Consider the following 18752-nt stretch of genomic DNA (forward strand, 5'->3'; position numbering starts at 1 on the left):
AGGACATCATTGAGCTTGTCCGCAGTAGATTATTGCTATAGGTAAATTGGCAGTGATTTTTTCGTAACTACTTGTCTTACCGATAGGTGGGTACGAATGTCTTTGAGGCTTGTGATTTTGTGGAGTTTTCTAGTAAAGGCTTCATATTCCGCTAAGTTTGGGCTGACAACTTCTAATAAGTAATCATAACCACCTGAAACGATGTGGCCGTTGATGACTTCTTTCATTTCCGACAACGCTTGTTCAAAATTCGCAATCGATTCTTCTTGGTGGTTATTAAGGCTCACTTCAACAAAAAATGTCATCGCGATGCCGGCTCGTTCTTTACTCAAATTCGCTTGATAATCTTCAATGTAGTTTTCGTCCTCAAGACGTTTTAAGCGTCTTGCGCAAGGCGACGGCGATAATCCTACTCGTTCAGACAAGTCAGCCGTGGAAATGCGTCCCTCTTTTTGAAGAACCTCTAGAATACGACGATCTATGTTATCCATAACTTCTCTTGGCGATTTCCGTTAAATAATAATGAAAAATTAATCTTTTCCATCAGCAATTACAAGTAATGACGTTAATTTTGCCAGCTAAATGCGCCTGTATTGATGAATAATACTAGGTAGGATATAGGCATAGGAAGTCATTTAGATGGAAAAGACAAGTAAAGCGCTCACAACTAACGTGCTCACAACTAAAGTGAATCGAAGTGCGATAACCCCTTTGATGAATGGGTATATGGTAATGGCGGCCGTTTTGCTCGTTTGGTCTGGCTTTGCTCTTTCTGTACGCGCCATCGGTTCTTCGCCGCTTGCAATCGCAGACGTTGCGTTAATTCGTTTTTCTGTGCCTATGATTCTCTTAACTCCTTTTATTTTCGCCAACATCCATGAATTAAAGAAAGTTCGTTCATCTGATGTGTTATTGCTTTTAGTGGGCGGTGTCCCATTTTTATTTTTAGCTTCGCTAGGGGCAAAAAGTGCGCCTACCGCCTATGTAGGCACAATATTAGCGGGCACACCGCCGCTGTTTGTCGCAATGATCGGCCATTTCTTTTTGAGTCAGAAAGTTTCTAAAAAACGGGCCTTCACTTTGTCGCTGATATTACTTGGTGTTGTAACTATGGTGATAGGTAACTCGAGCGATGGATCTGCGGATATGCTCACCGGTGTTGGCTTATTGCTCAGTGCGAGCGTTCTATGGGCTATTTATACGGTAGGGATCAAACGAGCGGCAATAAGTGCATTTTCGGTTGCTATTATACTGTCGTACTCATCTTTTTTTATCACATTAGCATTAATTTTGACTGATACCGTGACGACTCATTGGGGAAGCTTCTCCGTACAAGAAGCGATGCCATTTGTTTTAGTTCAGGGTGTGGGGGTTGGTGTGCTGGCAACGATTGGATATTCCTATGCGGTGGGTCTACTCGGATCAGTACGCGCTTCAATTATGGGGTCTATTTCTCCGTGTCTTACGGCGATGTTAGCGATTCCGGTTTTTGATGAACCTCTATCGATTGCCATTGTGTGCGGAGTGAGCCTAACCATTACAGGGGTTATTTGGTCAAATAAAACATGACGTGTCATTCATCAGGCGCTTGTATTTTGATATCAATGTCATGTCTGTGAGTAAAATGACTTAAAATTAGAATTTCACCTCTTTTGGTGTGGTTACAAAACGATATACTCGGTTTTACGATTAAGTTTTGTATGACTCTAACCTCAAGAAGTGAATCATGAACGAAAAACAAAAAATGCTGGCTGGCCTAAATTACGACCCTTCGGATCGCACTCTTAGTGCCGATAGAGCAAGTGCGGAAAGTGCGTGCTATGAGCTAAACCAAAGCCACCCAATAAACAGTAATCGCGGAGCGATAATAAGCCGGTTACTGGGGTACGAGACCAATGCCAGCCTAAACGTGCCTTTTTATTGCGATTATGGCTACAACATTCATTTAGGTCAGAATTTTTACGCCAATCATGGCTGTACGTTTTTAGACTGCAATACCATCACCATTGGCGATAACTGTCTACTAGGCCCTGGAGTCGTGATAGCAACCGCCACTCACCCGTTAGATCCGACGGAGCGCTCTAGTGGCCTTGAGTCCGCATTACCGATTCGCTTAGGTCATGATGTTTGGCTTGGCGCGAATGTTACTGTGTGTCCGGGTGTCACCATTGGTGATAATGTTGTAGTAGGCGCAGGAAGCGTTGTAGTTAAAGATTTACCATCCAATACCATTTGCGTAGGAAATCCGGCTAAGGTCTTACGCGAGAACCCGCCTAAAACCTCGAAATAGTGAGCTTGGCCATTCACTATGTTTGAATACTGACTAGGTTTGATTGATGAAACGCAGAAAACTGCTGAATAAACCATTCTAGCTTTGGTGATTTTGACAAGGTTCTGTGCCAGTAAAGCATCAATTGGTAGTTAGGTACTGGTAAAGGCAGTGCGTCAGTAATCAGTGGCAGTGTTTGGCAAACGTGATCAGCGTATCGGCTCGGTATCGATAATAAATTAGGTGTATCAATGACGAAATGAGGAGCGGCTAATACGCTGGCTGTTTTTAGTCCGATACGCCGTTTCTTTTTGATCTGAGCCAATGAAAAGTCAATGATGCCACGGGGCTCATTCCACGGTGTAATCAGCACATGCGGGAAAGTTAAAAATTGTTCTAATGTGAGTGAGTTTTGAACTGGGTGTTGCTTACAGCGAACATTTACGTATTTATCCTCAAACCAAATGAGATGCTCTAGCGCTTCGTTCGATTCTTCTTGATGAGAGAAACCACACACCAAATCAATATCACCTTGCTTTAATTCCTCTACGGGCAAGCGTTGCTCTAGCTGAAGAAACTCAATATCTATGTTCGGATACTGTTGGCTTATTGACGACAGAAAGGGTTGCATACACCACGATGTGTAATCCGTTGCGGCAATTCGAAACACGTGTCTGTCTTGAGCACAAAACGGCCGTGAAGATTCGAGCCCTTTGTTTAATAGAGCCAAAGCGGGCAAGATATTTGGAGCTAGGTGACGGGCATACTCGGTCGGAAGCATCTTGTTATCGACTCGAATGAACAGCTCATCACTCAACCGCTCTCTTAAGCGGGTGAGTGCATGGCTGCAAGCTGACTGACTCAGGTTTAGCTGGTCGGCACTTTGTGTAACAGAGCCTGTTTGATACATAGCCGCAAAGACTTTAAGTAAGTTAAGGTCGAGATTATTAAAACTGCCCATGCATCTTCTTCATTTAGCACTTCAATACAATGCATTTCATTCATTGGTTTATTCAGCTTACACTGGACGCTCAATCAGTCAAGAACAGAGGGAAATATGACGATTAAGATTCGCGGCGCTGTAAAGGCGGATGCAAGCGCTATTCTACAGTTTATTAATGATTTGGCCGTGTATGAAAAAGAACCTGATGCCGTACTTAATAGTGTTAAAGAAATAGAAGATAAGCTATTTGGTGAAGAAACTCACGCCGAGGCGCTGATTTGTGAGCATGATGGTGAAGCCATCGGATTTGCAGTCTACTTTTTTAACTATTCTACATGGTTGGGTAAGTATGGTCTGTACCTAGAAGATCTGTATGTGGCTGAAAATAAACGTGGGGTAGGGGCAGGAAAAGCAATCATGAAGCACTTAGCCAAAATAGCGGTAGCACGTGATTGTGGAAGATTTGAATGGACGGTGCTTGATTGGAATCAGAAGTCGATTGAGTTTTATGAATCGATCGGTGCCAAAGCACAAAGTGAATGGATTATCTATCGAATGACCGGAGATGAACTTCAGCAGTTTGCACAAAGTTGATGTTCGGCCAACAGAGGGGCGGGTTGCCTCTCTGTGCTGATTTTGCCCTCTCAATGTCAATAAGGAAGAGACATGACATTTAGTGTAATGATTGCCCTAGGCAGCGCGATGGCCATATCCGCATTCATCCCCGGGCCCAGTGTGTTTGCCGTGACCTCGCGTTCAATACTTCTAGGCGCTAAACATGGTTTGCTGACCACCTTTGGTGTGTTATTCGCGGATTATGTATTTATCCTGTTTGCGATTTCCGGTCTGGCAATGGTGTCTTCAATGATCGGCCAAGGGTCGGTTGCTCTTAGGTATGCAGGTGTCGGCTATTTGTTTTGGATGGCATATAAAGCGTGGCAGCAACCCATCACTAAAGATGAAAAAGCCAATTCTACACAAGGGGCGTGGTCATCCAGTTTGTTAATGGGGTTCGCTATTGCTATTGCCAATCCGAAAGCCATTTTGTTCTACATGGTGTTCTTTCCAATTTTTATTGATGTGCCTTCACTCAGTCAGTCGGATGTCATGTTGGTTATTCTGACTTCAACGGTGTCTGTCGGCGGGGTGCTGGCGACGTACGCTATTTTAGGCGCAAAAATAGGCCGAGTCGTGACCAGTAAAAATGCGAGCCGAAGATTCAACCAATTATCCAGCGTGTTACTTGCCTGTTTTGGTCTTTTACTCGCTTTTGGTGGGAATGTTGGTTGATAGAAAAGTAAGCTCACAGTGTGCGAGCTTACTTTGTGTGAGCTTACCATATTAGGCGGATACTAATTTCTGGTGTGAGGAATATCCAACTTATCAAGCAGCGAGGGGAAGCCCCATCCATTTTCTCCTGTGATGACGGTTTCTCCCGTTAGGTATTCAAACAGTGTCGGTGCTAGTGAACCGTTTTCTTCGATGGTTAGCGGTGTTGAATTAACGCCAATCGGTGCACCCCAAAAGCCTATGAACGCATCTTTCTCTAAGTAGTCTTCACCTGCGTGACGCCCTGGTACTTTGGTATTAAAGCCTATGCCCGCTTTGGGAAATAGGTTGACCGTGCCTGCACGATCTTCCAAATAAATATTAGCCAGTTGATTGACGGAGTCAGGTCTTAGCGTTAACCGAGTGACTTGTTTCCATTCTTGCGTACTACACCAAGAGTGGGTATCGGACTTGGTCGCGCGGTTAATGCACTTATCGATCAGTGCTGAGTATTGTGCAAAATCTGCATCGCTTGGTTTTGGTAAGTAAGGGTTAAGCTGTTGTAGGCCGAGTAGTTGAGTGTGTTGGTTATTTAGAGCCGATTCATAGAACAGCTTATCACCGTTTCGGGTGATCAGTTCATCGATACGTTGGGTATCGCGGTTACCAATAATTCGTACTTCACAATTGTCGGCGTCACAGCGACTTTCCCTTACGACCATGTAATCCAGTGAATCGGGTAAACGAGCGCTGATTTGGTCAATAATATCGATACTTTGACCTGCAGGTGCGGCGATAGGAGACCAATTTGTTAACTCGTGATACACAGGTTGAACTTTCCAGCCGCTTTCAGAATTAAAGAAGTCCATCATAAAGTTACCACCTGCCGTTGAAGCGACAACCACGTCTACGTGTTTTAAACTTGGGTAGTGTAACGCGTTGGTGATTTTAGGGCCTTCTCCTTCATCAGATGAGATCTTTTGTACCACGATTGGATAATCTAACTCTGCTTGAAGTTGGGTGAGCACTTCTTTTTCTGGATTAAGGGCATAGAACACGGGAGTTAACCCATGATCTCCGGCCATTCCCCACAGAGTTGTATTGTATACACCCGCATCGCGATAGGTTTGTTCTATTTGCGTTAACCAGTAATCGAGCCGATTAAGTTCACCGGTTGGCATTAATATCTCATCGCTAAATGGCCCTGTAAAATGCGCAAAATGGTCAGGCCAAGGATTGTAGATTAAAGTGAAGTCTGGCATACCATGGCCATCTCGCTCGGCATAGCGCTTAATAGATTGTTCAACTTCTGCTTTTTTAGCGAATTTAGTGAACAGATCGAACCCAGAAATAGACTGATAGGTTTGAATATCATTGATTAATGCAGAGCGCATTTGCTTCAATGCTTGTTCAACTTTAGCCCGTTGCTGTAGTTCTTTTACACAGCGCTTCTCACCATAGTCTCGAAGCGACTCTCCAAGCCCTAGATTAACCAAGCCATCATAAGTGGTGTGCGCATTCCAGTCGTATTGTCCGTTACAGTTCAGCGTTTTTAGATAATCCAATCGATCAAACATAGTTTGGACTTGGTTATCAGCCATCAATACGTCGAGCTGCAGGGCATCGTTGCCGAAGAAATAGTAAGCGCGGTCAATTTCACGGTCGACAAAGTGGAAGTTAGGAATGCCAGTGCCCCCTTTGCCAGACACTTTTGCTCCTGTCTTAATTATGGGTAGGTTGCGAACGCTAATGGTTGGCGTTGATGAGATGCCAACGCGAGAAATGTTGGTTTTGTGGTCACGGTAAAGGCGTTTTAAATAGGGTAAATAGTGTGGGTCGTTATAAGTTTGATCAGCTAAAATTTCCATGAAACGAACTTGTTGTTCATGCTGAGGTTCGATGACGTTCTCATGTTTTGGTTTGGTGTTATGCCTTTGCTGATGATTCTGATTTGCCAGCGATATAAAAGGTGAGCTTGGATCGACCAGACCTTCGATGAGACCCTGTTGTAAACCATCGACGGTTACTTGTACCGCAAAGCGTCTGTTTTGTTGAGAGTGTAAAAAACCAACAAGGGTGTCTGGTGCATCGTCAAAAGCATCTTGCATCCATTGGTTAAGCGCAGCTTCTCGCTCATCTTGGAATACGAATTGGCGATAGGCCTTTAGCAAGTTTAATCGAACGAAGTCAATTAAGGTGACCGTTAGCGCTTGCGCTTTGTTATTCGGTTTGTTGGCATTTTCCTTTTGGCCGTCTTCGGCAATGGCAAGAAGGGCATGCTTCATGTCCCCCTCATCCATACTGTTAGCTTGTTTGTTGATGAGCCCAACAATGATAGGTTGAATCTTGTTAATGATGTCAAGATCGTGAGGGCTCGTGGTCAAGTAAGTATAGGACTCGGGTAAGGTATCCATATCTTGCCAAACACCAATCTCAAACAACGCATCGTAGATCACCACCATATTAGCGATAAACTGCTGATCAACCTGGATGCCCTCATGGTGGCCTTTGGCTTCATTTGGATGCTCAGTCTTTGATGCTTTTTCACCAAATTGATACAGGCTATGTTCAAAGTCTTTTAATGATTGCTCGTCATAGACCGTTGATAGGTATTGTTTGAAGACGTCTTCACTGCCTAAGCCGCTATAGCGATCGTAATAGTGATATAGAAAGTAGCCTAAAGGAATGGAATACGTGGGGTTAGATAATTGGGCGATCACGCGCGCCTTGGTTTTGACGTCAAGAGGCAAAGACAGAATGTAAGTGTCTAACGTCACGCCTGCGAGAGTAAATAGACTGGCATCGCGGCTCAAGGTTGTTGAGTAACTGAGTGACGACAACACTTGGTTTTTGAGTACATTACTCGAGCTGAATATACCGCCAATAACTGGAGTGGACGAGATGTCGGCAGAAACGGAGGTACTGGTGAAACAAGACGCCAAAATGCTACCGATTAGCCAATGATTAGGCTTGGTAGATATTCTCTTAAAATGCATAGCTATACTTACGCTCAATGTATCGATTTTGTTTATTGTTTCAGTTTATGCATTTTAGTCAATATTAGTCGTAAGCGTTCAATAGAAAAACAGAGAGAGGGCGTTGGAAAAGTGTGAAAATACCCATGAAGAGCGCAAAACAGAGTCGATGGATGTAAATGCGTCGAACGTTTCTTTAACAGCTTAATTTAGTTACACGAAACAGTGTGGTTATCGCTATTTTGGCGATTACTCTCAATTTTTCTTGTATCGAGAGTATAAACTGCGGCGCCGTTCTTATCGTAACTTGTCAGTGTTAGATTACTGTTTTTGGCGTGATGAGTCTCAGATTTTATCCAACATGTGCGCTCGACGGTTTCACCAAACGTGACCTCTACAGCAAATACTGAGCTGCTAGCTAGTGCGAGTAATGCAATGAAAGCCTTTGTATTCATGGTCTATCTCCTTTTGGTGTAATTTATAAATAACACCAATGAGCTAGTTGGACAAACTAATTTATGGAAAAAGTTTGAAATGACTCTCAAACAAGGCGGGTTCGTCAATTGATTGTCTTAGCCGAATTTTTGACCCTAAGTACTATGGGAGATTAAGTGTTTATTTTTATCAGTGTTTTTTCGTAAATATTGCCTAATTAGCTCACATTTTGGGAGCGGTTAGTCTCGTGTTCATGGATGCCACAGGTGACTACTCAAAGGAGGATGTTCGAAACAAGCTATATGGCAGTTTTATCGCTGTAAGCGGAATGGGGATGATGATAACAAATAGGTTTGCTAGGCAAATAAATAGGCACAGGGGCTTGCTGACAATGGGCAATATTAAGAATTATCAGAGATTGACTGCACCTCAGGCAACATATCGAAGTTAGAGTTGCGCTTATTCTGCTAACAAAGCGTTAACAACCTAGGCTGTTAACGCTTTCTAACAGGTTGATGAGGTGGTTTTATGGTTTGGCTTTTTTCACAAGAAAGTGATCGATCACGATTTTGGTTCCGTTTGCCACCAAGGGTTTGAACTCAATGACTAATTGATCACTTTGGTTTGTGAATGCATTAACCGTGAGCTTCAGTGACTGCTTGTCTGCCTTAATGTTGTGAGCAACGATTCGGCTGTTGACGTACAGATCAAATGCGGGCATTTCAGGGTTTTTGGGAATGACGGTTTCAAATGTGTAACGATCGCCAGCTTGAACATAAGCGGTATTAACAATGCCCCCATCCTTGCGCCAATAAGTTTGATTAAAGTCCATGTTATGCGCAGTCCACGTACTGTAGTACGCATGAGCATTTGATATATTTTTGTGGCTGTTTTCATCCCACATAACTGTTGTTAGTGCAACGGGTTCAGCGTAGGAGAAACCACGCTCTTTCATCAGCTTTTGGATCCAATCAACACGTTGAATGACATCATCAAAAGTATCTTGCCAACCAAGTTCGCCATAGTATTGAAGACCTATTTCACCCAATATATAAAACTCATTCTCGTGTTCGATTGTGATGCCTGAACCAGAGTCACCATGTATCGCGACCCAGTGAAGATCCGTTTCTTTCATGATGGATGGCGCAAGGTTCGATTCTGCTAGCCATTTTCTGTCGGTGTGGTTGTATTTCACTTCCTTTGTTCCGCCATTGCGACCGTTATAGTTCCCGAAACCGATTTGGTTAACTTGGTAGGTTTCATTGTAATTAAACATACTTTTAGCTGGGAGCTTGGCAGGTTTGATATTTCGAATCGGAGTATCGAGTCGAATTAAAGCAAAATCATAGACGCCATCAGTAAACTCATATTCACCGTAATGGTTGTTTGAGTCTGATTTGGCGACTTGGCGATCTATTTGTTGATAAACACCATTTTGATCTTTTTCATAAGAATAGCAGGTCAAAACGTTGTCGCCTTCGGATTTTGAATTGGAAACATGGTTAGCCGTAATCGCCCAATATGGGTCAATAATGGTTGCGGAACCTGCGTTTAGGTGACATGCGAAATCAAATTTTGTTTGTAACGCGAACGCTTTATGTTGAGTAACGGAGCGGTCCATTTTTCCAAGACCAGCTTGAACAGAAAATGCGGCTAGGCATACAGGTATAAGGATGAGTTTTCTCATTACTTCACTTCCGTTAGTTTTACGGCTTCAATCGCGTGATATCCGTTAGATTGGTCAAAATCATATTGCCTTGGTGCCATGACGTAGTTAATGGTGATGACATCCTGGGGAGTTTGCGTTGTGAATGTGGCGCTGTTTTTTATGCTAGTCATGTGCAGGGTGATGTCGTTCATGATCTTGATGCATTCTGTTGGAGTGCAGACCTCAAAATCCGATGACGCTAGCCAGTTATGGCTGTATAGGTCGAGCTGAAATGCGCCGATTTTGTTTGGAGAAACTTGGAAAGAAAACCCGCCGTGGCGGATAGCCGCAGAAAACACAGACTCGTCTTGGTAGTCAGATGATTGCCCATTCTCCCAGTAGAACTGGTTACCATGGACAGCTTGGTTTTCGATAAAGGTAACTTTTCCAAAGGTGGTCACCGGTCCAATGAAATCAGCGTTTGGCTTGGCAATTTTCTGGTCATTTCCGAACCAAAAGGCCCAATCTAGCCCGCTTAGGTCGACACTCCTTGCGAATCGGTGTTTGTCATTAGGCTTGGTGGTGTAGCCAATAAACTCACTTTCAGCGCACAGCGTTGCCGAGCATTGCTTGGCTTTATTGGTCAAGTTTTCAAGATCAACATGGATCTCTGATGAAATGGCGGACGAGCAAATGGTTAATAATAAAAAGGCGAATACTTTCATTTTATTTCCAATATAGAAGGTTCAATTCGACAAGACAAAACCATCAAATAAGTTGACGGCTATTATCGCCCTGATCAAATGGGAAGACGGGAGCCTAGTTGGTCGCTAGTCCGTATTTTTGAATTTCAGATTTTGTCATCTGATGCATTTGATTAGCGGGTGCCACTTCCAGAGTGAACCAATAAAAATCGGTTGGAATGCCCATCTCTTGGTAGTAATCAAGGTACATCTGATGTTCAGGTGAGTTCTTTGGTAATTGATGGCCTTGAATATCGCCAGCTGCCCACGAATGAACACCTATCTTGGCTCCGTCTTCAATGGTTCTTGTGACCCCCGCCAGGAATAAGTCGGTACCACCAGAGGCAACACTGCTATTGGCAGAAAGGTGAGTCGCAATGTTCATTTCTCGTATTGTATGTGCCAATTCCAGGTTCGCGTAGTCATCAGCTGATCCGTCAATAACCCCCATCTTTATCATGCTGATTGCTGGATGATCGTTAACCAGTGCGTTAAACGCATCCGGTGAACCCTCACAAATGATACCACTTGCGTAGGCTATGCCGTCTATTACGCCAAAAGTGAGGGGCTTTTCCCATTCTTCGATTTGATAACCACATGACGAAGTGTAGATGTTCTCAAATTTTTTAATGGCACAGCCGTTTAAAGTGGCAACGAGAGTGAATGCTAATAGTATGTTTTTCATCTTGAATCCCTTTAGTGGTATTAGGCTGAATGTTTGCACCAGCCAATCGAATGTACGGACAGAGAATCTTGTTGAAGGCTGTCTGTTTATTACTGCTTAACGGTAAATGAATCGATTACGATCTCTACTCGACGGTTCTGTTCTCGGCCTCGCTGCGTATCATTGTTTGCGATGGGCTGTTCTTCGCCAGCCCCAATGACGGTAATACGGCTTTTATCAACGCCTTGATTTGACAAGTAGTGAGCTAAGGACTGTGCGCGCTCCTTGGAAAGGCGTAGGTTAAAAGCCGATGATCCTGTGTTGTCGGTATGCCCGATAACCGTGACATTAGATTCATCGTGTGTATTGAGCGTTTTGATTAACCCCTTTAACTGATAGAGGTTTGTGTAATCTAGATCTTTACTGCCGGTTTTAAACAGACTCATGCCGTGCTGCGAGCCAAATTGCACGATTTGTTGCGGTGCAACTGCAGGTACATTAATGGGTTTAGGCGCTGGAGTTTCGTAGTCGGCCCAAACGTCACCCATGGCAGATTCAAGCTTGAGTTTTGCCACTTCGGCTTTCAAACGGTCGATTTCTAACTGTTCAAAACGTTTACAATTAAGCCTTTCTCGGCTTTCGCCAATAGGGATAATCACTTGAACGTAAGCTCCTATTTCATCTCGCCCGCGCAAATTATTGTTTGTTGAGCTGTTGTAACCATCTGTTCTTTGCGTTCCCATTAGGCCAGTAGTTACGTATGTGTCACTTGCAATGGTGGATTCGCACGTCAGGCCGTCGCTGGTGGTGATTCTGTCGTAGCCACTTGGAATATGAGCAGAAGGAATACCGAGACTGGCCGCATTTAGTTGTCCTGCTGTGAATAATGTTGTTGCAATCGCGATTGTGGAAATAAGAGTTTTACTGGCGTACATATTCGAGTTCTCGGTATTTTAACGTTTTTGTTTATGATAATTGAGCAAATTTCAAAATGATTAATTACGTTCGGTATAATGGATAATTTAACGGGAACGGTAATGAATTTTCTTGGCTGTATTTTCACTCTTTGCTTGGTTATATGCCCATTTACCTCAATTTCAAATTCTTTATTGATGTCATTTAGATTCCCGACTTCAACTTTTACCACGGCGTTTTTGCTATAAACGGTTTGCTTTATTAATTCAGTTTTTTGAGAATGAGCGTGGGCATTGAGTGTCAAAATTGATAACCCAACGACCAATATATATTTAATCATTTTTTCCTCTGCAGGTTACGATAACAGTTGCTCGGTAGTTGCCAGCGCGCAGTTCATGTCTGTTCTTTTTAACTTTAAGATAAATCTTGGTATCAAGAGGTTTTTCATCTTTTAGTCTATAGAATCCACCTGACTCGTCTTCGATCTCTTGGTTTTGATAACCATGCTTTGAATAAGCTTCAGGATCGACGACCACTGTGCTTGGTAGATCAATGTATTTGCCATCGTGTACTATTCGGGTGCTGAACGTTAAGCGATGATCGCCGTCATCGTCGCGACGATAATTATCGCCATTAGACGCGACGGCAGTAATACGGGCAGGGTCTACACCAACATCGCCGATGGACTCATCCATTAACTGGATTTTTCCTGAATAATCATCGGCGAGTAAGGCACAATATTGACCGCTATTAAGACGCGTGAACGTTACGGTATCAATGGAATAGATATTACTGTCTTTTTCTAAGTATAGAGATACGCGTTTTTCATTTTTATCCGAGTCGTTATTAACTACGGGTAAATAAAGATAGCTAATATCAATTCGGCCACTAACATCGAAACTAACAGGAATATTGACGAACAAACCGTCGAAGCCATCGATTCTTCGTGGGGTTTGATTTCTTACTGTTTGGTACATTTCTAATCGAACGTTAGATTTAAGAACCAAATTAAAAGTTGATAACGGTGGCCCGCTCAATCTCAACGTCACAAATGCAGCATGAGGGTACTTCTGGTTAGAATCACCGTTTATATTCTGTAATTCATCATAAGATAATAAATGAGATTTCTCTGTATAGATAATTCGCCCATTCATTCCGAGATTATTAATATGTTTTGTTACCGAATTCGAACCGTTTTCTATCCATACTGCGTTAGTATGCGCAGAGAATACCAACAGTAAAATGGACAAAAATTTGTTAAATTTCATTATATTTTCTAACTCGTAAATCGAAGTGGTACTAAATAAATTTTATTATTTTTATAATAAGAAGCGTAACCAAAAGTTTCTTACTGATATTTGATGGTTGTGGACACCAAATATCAGTAAGCATCATTATTGAAAGCCTAGCTTTCAATTTTTGGTGTTTGATTAAGCGCTACAAGAAATAGTTAAAATACCGGCAACTGTTTGTTCAACTGCTTTCATTTCAGATGTATCCGCCTTTACAGTAGCAATCACTTTAATCGGCGTGTTAGTTGGAAAGGTTTGTATTTCATTACCATTAGCGCGATCAAAACTAGCAAGCTTAGAGTCTTTGCCTACCCAAAGTTTAACGTCGGAAGCGTTAACGCTACTGTTGTCAAACTTAGTCAAAGAAGTGCTATTGGGATTGATTGAAGAGGTCACCTTGATGCCCTTATTTCCGTTAGTGATTAACGTAAACTGAGCATAGTCTTCTGAAGCATCTGCTTTTTCATCATGAAATAGAATAGAGCCTTCGTAGTCATTTATTGTATTCACTGTTTTAACACCGCAGGTTTCGACAACGGTTTCTTTAAAAGTGAGATTGGCAGTAGATACGCCATTTGCCACTTCTAGGTTAGGGTTTACTGAAGCTGGTGTGTTTGCCGATGCTATCGAAGAAGCGGTAATAAGAGAAAGGGCAAATAAAGTCTTTTTCATGATATGTCTCTAAGTTGTGCCATTTATTTGGCTTGTCAAAATCCAGGCGTATTGAAACATAAATGTGACGCATATCAAATGAATTGCGTGTAAGCCATTGTAAGCACACTACTTACATGGATTTACATACGTAAAACTTCAGTTGTGGTAACCAGTTAGCGTGATTAGATATCAATCAAAATTAAATGATATTGATTATCATTAAGTTTAAGTGTATGGTCTGCATCTATAATTTGTTACATTTAAGGGTGCTTGGTTATGTTTTCAAAGGGATTGAAATTCAATCTGGTTGCTGCGGCGTATATAAGCCTATGCGTGGTGTTTGCTTCAGCGGCATTCGCAGGAACGCGCATAGTTAATGATGAATTAGGGACATTAACCATTGAAGGAACACCGAAACGAGTGGTTGCACTGGAGTATTCATTTGTCGATGCTTTAGCTTCGGTAGGTGTATCACCGGTTGGTATTGCAGACGACAAAAAATCCGAGCGAGTGATACCAGAAGTTCGAGCGATCATCAAAGAATGGCAGTCAGTAGGGATGCGATCACAGCCGAGTTTAGAAGCCATCGCCCAACTAAAGCCAGATCTCATCATTGCAGATGCAGAGCGTCATAGCGCGGTATATGAAGATTTAAAAGCCATTGCACCGACATTGATTCTAAAAAGCCGTGGTGAAACGTACCAAGAAAACTTAGAAGCGGCGCAAATCATTGGTGTTGCACTGAACAAAGAAGCGCAAATGAAAGTTCGAATTGCGCAACATAAATCCAAAATGGCGACGTATAAAGCGCTGTTTTCCAGTAAAGATTCAATCCAATTTGCGGTTGTGACTGACAAAGGGATGTGGATGCATGGCCCAGCTTCTTATGCTGGTGGGGTAATTTCGACACTGGGGCTTGCGAGTCCAATTCCGGGTCAAACAGATAAAGCCTACATTCCAACAAGCTTCGAACAGCTACTTAAAGTTAATCCAGATTGGTTATTACTCGGGCCTTACAAAGATCACACCGTGGTCGATGATTGGAAAACTAACCCACTGTACGACATGTTAAAAGCGGCGAAAACCGAACAAACTGTTTACGTGTCTCCTGAGTTATGGTCATTGAACCGCGGCATGATGGCCGCAGAAGGCATCGCTCAAAATCTTGAACAGCTGCTTATCAAGTAACATATCAATGAGCTATAAATTCAAAACAAAACTGGTTGTGATGCTCACAGCCAGTTTATTTTTCATCGGCTTTGTTTGTTCAATGATCACTTGGTCGAGCTTCGAGTTGACCGTAAAACACCTCTATCAATTCTACTTCTCTTTTGATTTATCCAGTATGGAACAGCAAATCATTGGCACTTTAAGAGCACCAAGGGTTTACAGCGCGATGTTAATTGGAGCGAACTTAGCCGTGGCGGGTTTACTGATGCAGAAGTTGACTTCAAACGCGTTGGCTTCGCCATCCATACTCGGATTAAACGCGGGTGCTGCGTGTTTTATGGCATTAAGCAGTGTTGGCTTTCCTGTTCTTTCTTCGTTACCAACCATCGCAGTAGCGGCTTTCGGGGCGGTGTCTAGTGGATTTCTCGTGTTGTTATTGGGCGGCTTTTTTTCTAAAAAACCATTACCCCTTAAGTTGGTTTTAGCTGGCATTGCAATTAATGCTTTGTTGGTTGGCCTAACACGAGCGTCGGTGATCCTTGCGGATGACATGGCGTACAGCGTTATACAATGGCTCGCAGGTTCAGTTTCATCGATCAATGCTCAGCAGTGGCATAAGTTGTGGCCGATCAGTGTTGTTGGGCTCGCGTTAGCTTTGTTTAACGCAAGATCCCTCAATTTGTTTTCGCTTGGGTCTGATGTTGCAATAAGTTTAGGGATCAATGTAAAGCGCACACAGTTACTGACGTGCGTTGCCATCATATTACTCACCGCTTCCAGTGTATCTATCGCGGGGCCGATTGCGTTTGTTGGACTCATTGTTCCGCATATCGCCGCGCCTCTTATCGGTCAGAATTTACATGTATCCATTCCTTTCAATGCCTTACTTGGTGCAACACTGTTGAGTTGGTCAGATACGATTTCTAGAGGGGTTGCATTTCCTGCTGAAACTCCGGTTGGGGTGATAACAGCACTGATTGGTACGCCGATTTTTATTTTCTTGGCTGCGCGGAATAAAAAAATATGAGGCGATATCCGTTTTTGATATTACTTGGCTCTTTGCTCATCGTTGCGGTTGCGAGTCTATTTATAGGCGCAGCGAACCTGACGTATTCTGAGGTTGTAACGACGCTTTTTGATGGCGGTGAGCATGACTTTATCGTCAATCAATACCGATTGCCTAGGCTGATACTGGCGGTTTTAGTTGGTGCAGGCCTTGGTTTGTCGGGAGCGATTGTACAAGGGGTGATACGTAATCCGCTTGCGTCACCAGATTTGATGGGGATAAGTGCAGGTGCCGGGCTGTTTGCTACGGGTCTATTGGTTGTTATGCCTGATGCTCCTGATAGCTACTTGCCATTAGCGGCGGTGAGTGGAGGAGTGTTTGCTGCTCTTGTTATCTGGTTTATTACTCGTTTGTCTAAACCTACGCCTGCTCGTCTTGCGTTAATCGGTATTTCGATCAGTGCTTTTTTAGGCAGTATGATTGATTTTCTGCTGGTTGTGCACCCTATAGAAATCAATACGGCCATGATCTGGCTAACGGGCAGTTTATGGGGACGTAATTGGGATCAAGTTCCTTACATCATCGTAGCGCTCACGGTTCTTGTGCCCGCCGCATGGTGGCTAGCATGGAAGCTCAACGTGATGTCTCTAGGTGAAGACAACGCAACGTCATTAGGTGTTTCACCCAAACGAGTTCAAGTCACAGCGTTAAGTGTTGCGGTGGTTTTGTCCAGCGTCAGTGTTTCTATTTGCGGAACCATCAGTTTTGTTGGCCTATTGGCACCTCATCTTTCTAGGCTCATTGTTGGCCATGATCACAAGCGCTTGCTGCCTTGTGCTGCGATGGTCGGCGGTTTATTGGTGTTACTCTCAGATGTATTAGCTCGCGGCATTCAACCACCTGTTGAATTGCCAGCAGGGGTACTGACTTCTCTTATCGGTGCACCTTATTTCATTTTCTTATTGCGTAGATATAAGGGTTGGTAATGCTGAACGTAAATAAAGTCTCCATCAAGTACGATCAAACAACCATTATTGACGGTTTGTCTTTGGCTATTCCAGAAAACAAAATTACCGCATTGATTGGCCCAAATGGTTGCGGGAAATCGACATTACTCAAAGCACTATGCCGAATTAATCCGTTAAGTCAGGGCTCTATTGAGTTAGATGGGAGTGCACTGGCACATTACCCTGATGCTCAATTAGCTACCAAGATTGCGTTATTGCCGCAAATCTTAGAATGCCCGGAAGGGATAACGGTTAAGCAATTGGTGGAATTTGGACGCTCTCCACACATATCGCGATGGGTAGGGCTTAAAGATGAAGACCATCAACATGTGGCCAAAGCAATGGAGCAAACTGGAGTGCTGGAATTTGCGCATCGTCCAGTGGATTCGCTTTCAGGAGGGCAGAGGCAGCGAGCTTGGATAGCAATGGTTGTCGCTCAAAATACGGATATTGTCATGCTAGATGAGCCCACTACGTATTTGGATTTGTCTCATCAGGTGGAATTGATGAATTTAATGAAAGAACTGAATCGATTGGGGAAAACGATCATCGTGGTGCTACATGATCTCAATCAGGCGTGTCGGTACAGCGATCATTTGGTGGTACTGAAAAGCGGTGAATTGATCACTCAAGGGAAACCGGATGAAGTGTTTAATGAGAAACTGTTGTTAGAGGTTTTTGATTTGGAAGCTAAAATCATGAAAGATCCCGTATCTAATTCACCTATGTGTATTCCGATCTAAGTTCCTTGTTCCATAGTGAGTTATTCCGGTAGCGAGTTGCGAATGTAGGGTTGACTGTTGGATAGGAAAACAACAAAACCTCAATGGGTGAGTGAGGTTTTGTTGTGCAGTTTCTTGCATCCAATTAAGAACAAGAGCCGCAACATACACCTGGTTCGCCATGTTTTTTCGCTTCTTTTACTTTCTCTTCAGAAGATGTTTCTTCATTTGATACTGGGCTTTGTACCAGTTTTTCTTCCGCTTTTTTGTCGTCTGTTTTTTTGAAAATATTGGTGAAAGAAAGTGCCATGAGTAAGTCCTCTTATGGTTATTTAATGATACATATTTAAAGTGGTATTTTAAATGCATCTTAAGGTTAAACTGATCAAGAGTCAACAAATAGCCTTAAAGGAAACAGCTGACATGGTCAAGTTACCGCTGTTAACCGCAAAGACTTTCCTTCAATGAGATGAGGCTCACTTGTTGCCATTAGACATAAGTGTCAATATTTAGCTGGCTTAGATTGTTTTTGTGAATGTTTTAATTTGCAATTTCAGTCTTTTCGTTAAGTTATCTTCAGGAGCAGAGTATGGAATACCAAGTGGAAGGATCATGCCAGTGTGGACAATTGACGTATACACTACGAGAGAAGCCAAAAATGGTGATCGCGTGCCATTGCCAAGAGTGCCAAAAGCTTGCGACCGCGCCATTTAGCGTGACGGCCTTGGTATCTGCTGATGCCATTGAGTTTCGTGGTGAGCTTAAAGAGTGGTCTCGCAGTTCTGATAGCGGAAACACAAATGGCGCGAAATTCTGCCCAGATTGCGGCAATCGTGTTTACCATTTCAATCCTGATGATTTATCAGTACTGAAGCTCAAATTAAAGCCTGTTGGCCTAGAAGATCAAACTCTGTTTGAACCAAGCGCGCACGTTTGGGTCAGTGAAAAACAAGATTGGTACACGATTCCTGATGGAGTAAAGGTGTTTGATAAGCAGCCTTAATGGCGTGACCCATTGGCCCACAAACTTGTAGGTGAAT

The 18752-nt window shown here is 43.1% G+C and carries 20 protein-coding genes; 9 read left to right on the forward strand and 11 right to left on the reverse strand.

Features of this window, described 5'->3' with window-relative positions:
• Positions 1 to 35: 35 nt before the first annotated feature.
• Positions 36 to 491: an Lrp/AsnC family transcriptional regulator gene (locus tag QWZ04_RS13010; protein ID WP_290328639.1), complete on the reverse strand. Its 456-nt coding sequence runs from the start codon at positions 489 to 491 to the stop codon at positions 36 to 38.
• Positions 492 to 639: 148 nt separating this feature from the next.
• Here QWZ04_RS13010 and QWZ04_RS13015 point away from each other — a divergent pair, with 148 nt between their 5' ends.
• Positions 640 to 1569: a DMT family transporter gene (locus tag QWZ04_RS13015; protein ID WP_290328640.1), complete on the forward strand. Its 930-nt coding sequence runs from the start codon at positions 640 to 642 to the stop codon at positions 1567 to 1569.
• A gap of 157 nt (positions 1570 to 1726) precedes the next feature.
• On the forward strand, positions 1727 to 2290 hold the full coding sequence (locus tag QWZ04_RS13020; protein WP_290328641.1) for a sugar O-acetyltransferase: 564 nt from the start codon (positions 1727 to 1729) through the stop codon (positions 2288 to 2290).
• A gap of 16 nt (positions 2291 to 2306) precedes the next feature.
• Here the strand turns inward: QWZ04_RS13020 and QWZ04_RS13025 are convergent, their stop codons facing one another.
• The gene (locus tag QWZ04_RS13025) at positions 2307 to 3230 is read right to left on the reverse strand and encodes a LysR family transcriptional regulator (protein ID WP_290328643.1); all 924 of its coding nucleotides are present in this window, start codon (positions 3228 to 3230) and stop codon (positions 2307 to 2309) included.
• A 96-nt stretch (positions 3231 to 3326) separates the two neighbouring features.
• On the opposite strand from QWZ04_RS13025, the gene QWZ04_RS13030 reads away from it, so the two are divergent.
• Positions 3327 to 3806 (forward strand): GNAT family N-acetyltransferase, encoded by a 480-nt coding sequence (locus QWZ04_RS13030; protein WP_102525005.1) that lies wholly within the window; start codon positions 3327 to 3329, stop codon positions 3804 to 3806.
• Between the two features lie 72 nt (positions 3807 to 3878).
• Positions 3879 to 4502 (forward strand): LysE family translocator, encoded by a 624-nt coding sequence (locus tag QWZ04_RS13035; RefSeq protein WP_290328646.1) that lies wholly within the window; start codon positions 3879 to 3881, stop codon positions 4500 to 4502.
• Between the two features lie 62 nt (positions 4503 to 4564).
• Here the strand turns inward: QWZ04_RS13035 and QWZ04_RS13040 are convergent, their stop codons facing one another.
• The 8 genes from QWZ04_RS13040 to QWZ04_RS13075 all read right to left on the reverse strand — a co-directional run bounded on the left by QWZ04_RS13040 (position 4565) and on the right by QWZ04_RS13075 (position 13825).
• Positions 4565 to 7477, reverse strand: coding sequence for an alkaline phosphatase family protein (locus tag QWZ04_RS13040; RefSeq protein WP_290328649.1), 2913 nt, complete (start codon positions 7475 to 7477; stop codon positions 4565 to 4567).
• Positions 7478 to 7665: 188 nt separating this feature from the next.
• A complete protein-coding gene (locus tag QWZ04_RS13045) occupies positions 7666 to 7911 on the reverse strand; it encodes a hypothetical protein (protein ID WP_290328651.1) in 246 nt (81 codons plus the stop codon).
• A 506-nt stretch (positions 7912 to 8417) separates the two neighbouring features.
• Positions 8418 to 9578 (reverse strand): trypsin-like serine protease, encoded by a 1161-nt coding sequence (locus tag QWZ04_RS13050; RefSeq protein ID WP_290328653.1) that lies wholly within the window; start codon positions 9576 to 9578, stop codon positions 8418 to 8420.
• A complete protein-coding gene (locus QWZ04_RS13055) occupies positions 9578 to 10264 on the reverse strand; it encodes a hypothetical protein (RefSeq protein ID WP_290328655.1) in 687 nt (228 codons plus the stop codon). Before QWZ04_RS13055 ends, QWZ04_RS13050 begins: the two co-directional genes overlap by 1 nt.
• Before the next feature lie 94 nt (positions 10265 to 10358).
• Positions 10359 to 10967 carry a COG3904 family protein gene (locus QWZ04_RS13060; protein WP_290328657.1) on the reverse strand — a complete coding sequence of 203 codons (609 nt, stop codon included), beginning with the start codon at positions 10965 to 10967 and terminating at the stop codon, positions 10359 to 10361.
• Between the two features lie 89 nt (positions 10968 to 11056).
• Entirely contained in the window at positions 11057 to 11881 is an 825-nt protein-coding gene (locus QWZ04_RS13065) for an OmpA family protein (RefSeq protein ID WP_290328659.1), read from the reverse strand.
• A gap of 312 nt (positions 11882 to 12193) precedes the next feature.
• Entirely contained in the window at positions 12194 to 13129 is a 936-nt protein-coding gene (locus tag QWZ04_RS13070) for a hypothetical protein (protein WP_290328661.1), read from the reverse strand.
• Between the two features lie 162 nt (positions 13130 to 13291).
• Entirely contained in the window at positions 13292 to 13825 is a 534-nt protein-coding gene (locus QWZ04_RS13075) for a hypothetical protein (protein ID WP_290328663.1), read from the reverse strand.
• A 258-nt stretch (positions 13826 to 14083) separates the two neighbouring features.
• Between QWZ04_RS13075 and QWZ04_RS13080 the strand changes: the two genes are divergently transcribed.
• The 4 genes from QWZ04_RS13080 to fecE are packed head-to-tail and all read left to right on the forward strand — an operon-like array spanning position 14084 to position 17733.
• On the forward strand, positions 14084 to 14995 hold the full coding sequence (locus tag QWZ04_RS13080) for a Fe(3+) dicitrate ABC transporter substrate-binding protein (protein WP_290328664.1): 912 nt from the start codon (positions 14084 to 14086) through the stop codon (positions 14993 to 14995).
• A gap of 7 nt (positions 14996 to 15002) precedes the next feature.
• Positions 15003 to 16004: a FecCD family ABC transporter permease gene (locus tag QWZ04_RS13085; RefSeq protein ID WP_290328666.1), complete on the forward strand. Its 1002-nt coding sequence runs from the start codon at positions 15003 to 15005 to the stop codon at positions 16002 to 16004.
• On the forward strand, positions 16001 to 16969 hold the full coding sequence (locus tag QWZ04_RS13090) for a FecCD family ABC transporter permease (RefSeq protein WP_290328667.1): 969 nt from the start codon (positions 16001 to 16003) through the stop codon (positions 16967 to 16969). The genes QWZ04_RS13085 and QWZ04_RS13090 overlap by 4 nt, the downstream gene beginning before the upstream one ends.
• Complete coding sequence (fecE, locus tag QWZ04_RS13095) at positions 16969 to 17733, forward strand: Fe(3+) dicitrate ABC transporter ATP-binding protein FecE (protein ID WP_290328668.1); 765 nt, start codon at positions 16969 to 16971, stop codon at positions 17731 to 17733. The genes QWZ04_RS13090 and fecE overlap by 1 nt, the downstream gene beginning before the upstream one ends.
• Before the next feature lie 124 nt (positions 17734 to 17857).
• Here the strand turns inward: fecE and QWZ04_RS13100 are convergent, their stop codons facing one another.
• Positions 17858 to 18022 carry a CCGSCS motif protein gene (locus QWZ04_RS13100; RefSeq protein ID WP_290328669.1) on the reverse strand — a complete coding sequence of 55 codons (165 nt, stop codon included), beginning with the start codon at positions 18020 to 18022 and terminating at the stop codon, positions 17858 to 17860.
• A 279-nt stretch (positions 18023 to 18301) separates the two neighbouring features.
• Here QWZ04_RS13100 and QWZ04_RS13105 point away from each other — a divergent pair, with 279 nt between their 5' ends.
• Positions 18302 to 18715, forward strand: coding sequence for a GFA family protein (locus QWZ04_RS13105; RefSeq protein ID WP_290328671.1), 414 nt, complete (start codon positions 18302 to 18304; stop codon positions 18713 to 18715).
• The last annotated feature ends 37 nt before the right edge of the window (positions 18716 to 18752 follow it).

It is taken from the genome of Vibrio tapetis subsp. quintayensis, from assembly GCF_030409945.1.
Lineage (GTDB): Bacteria > Pseudomonadota > Gammaproteobacteria > Enterobacterales > Vibrionaceae > Vibrio > Vibrio quintayensis.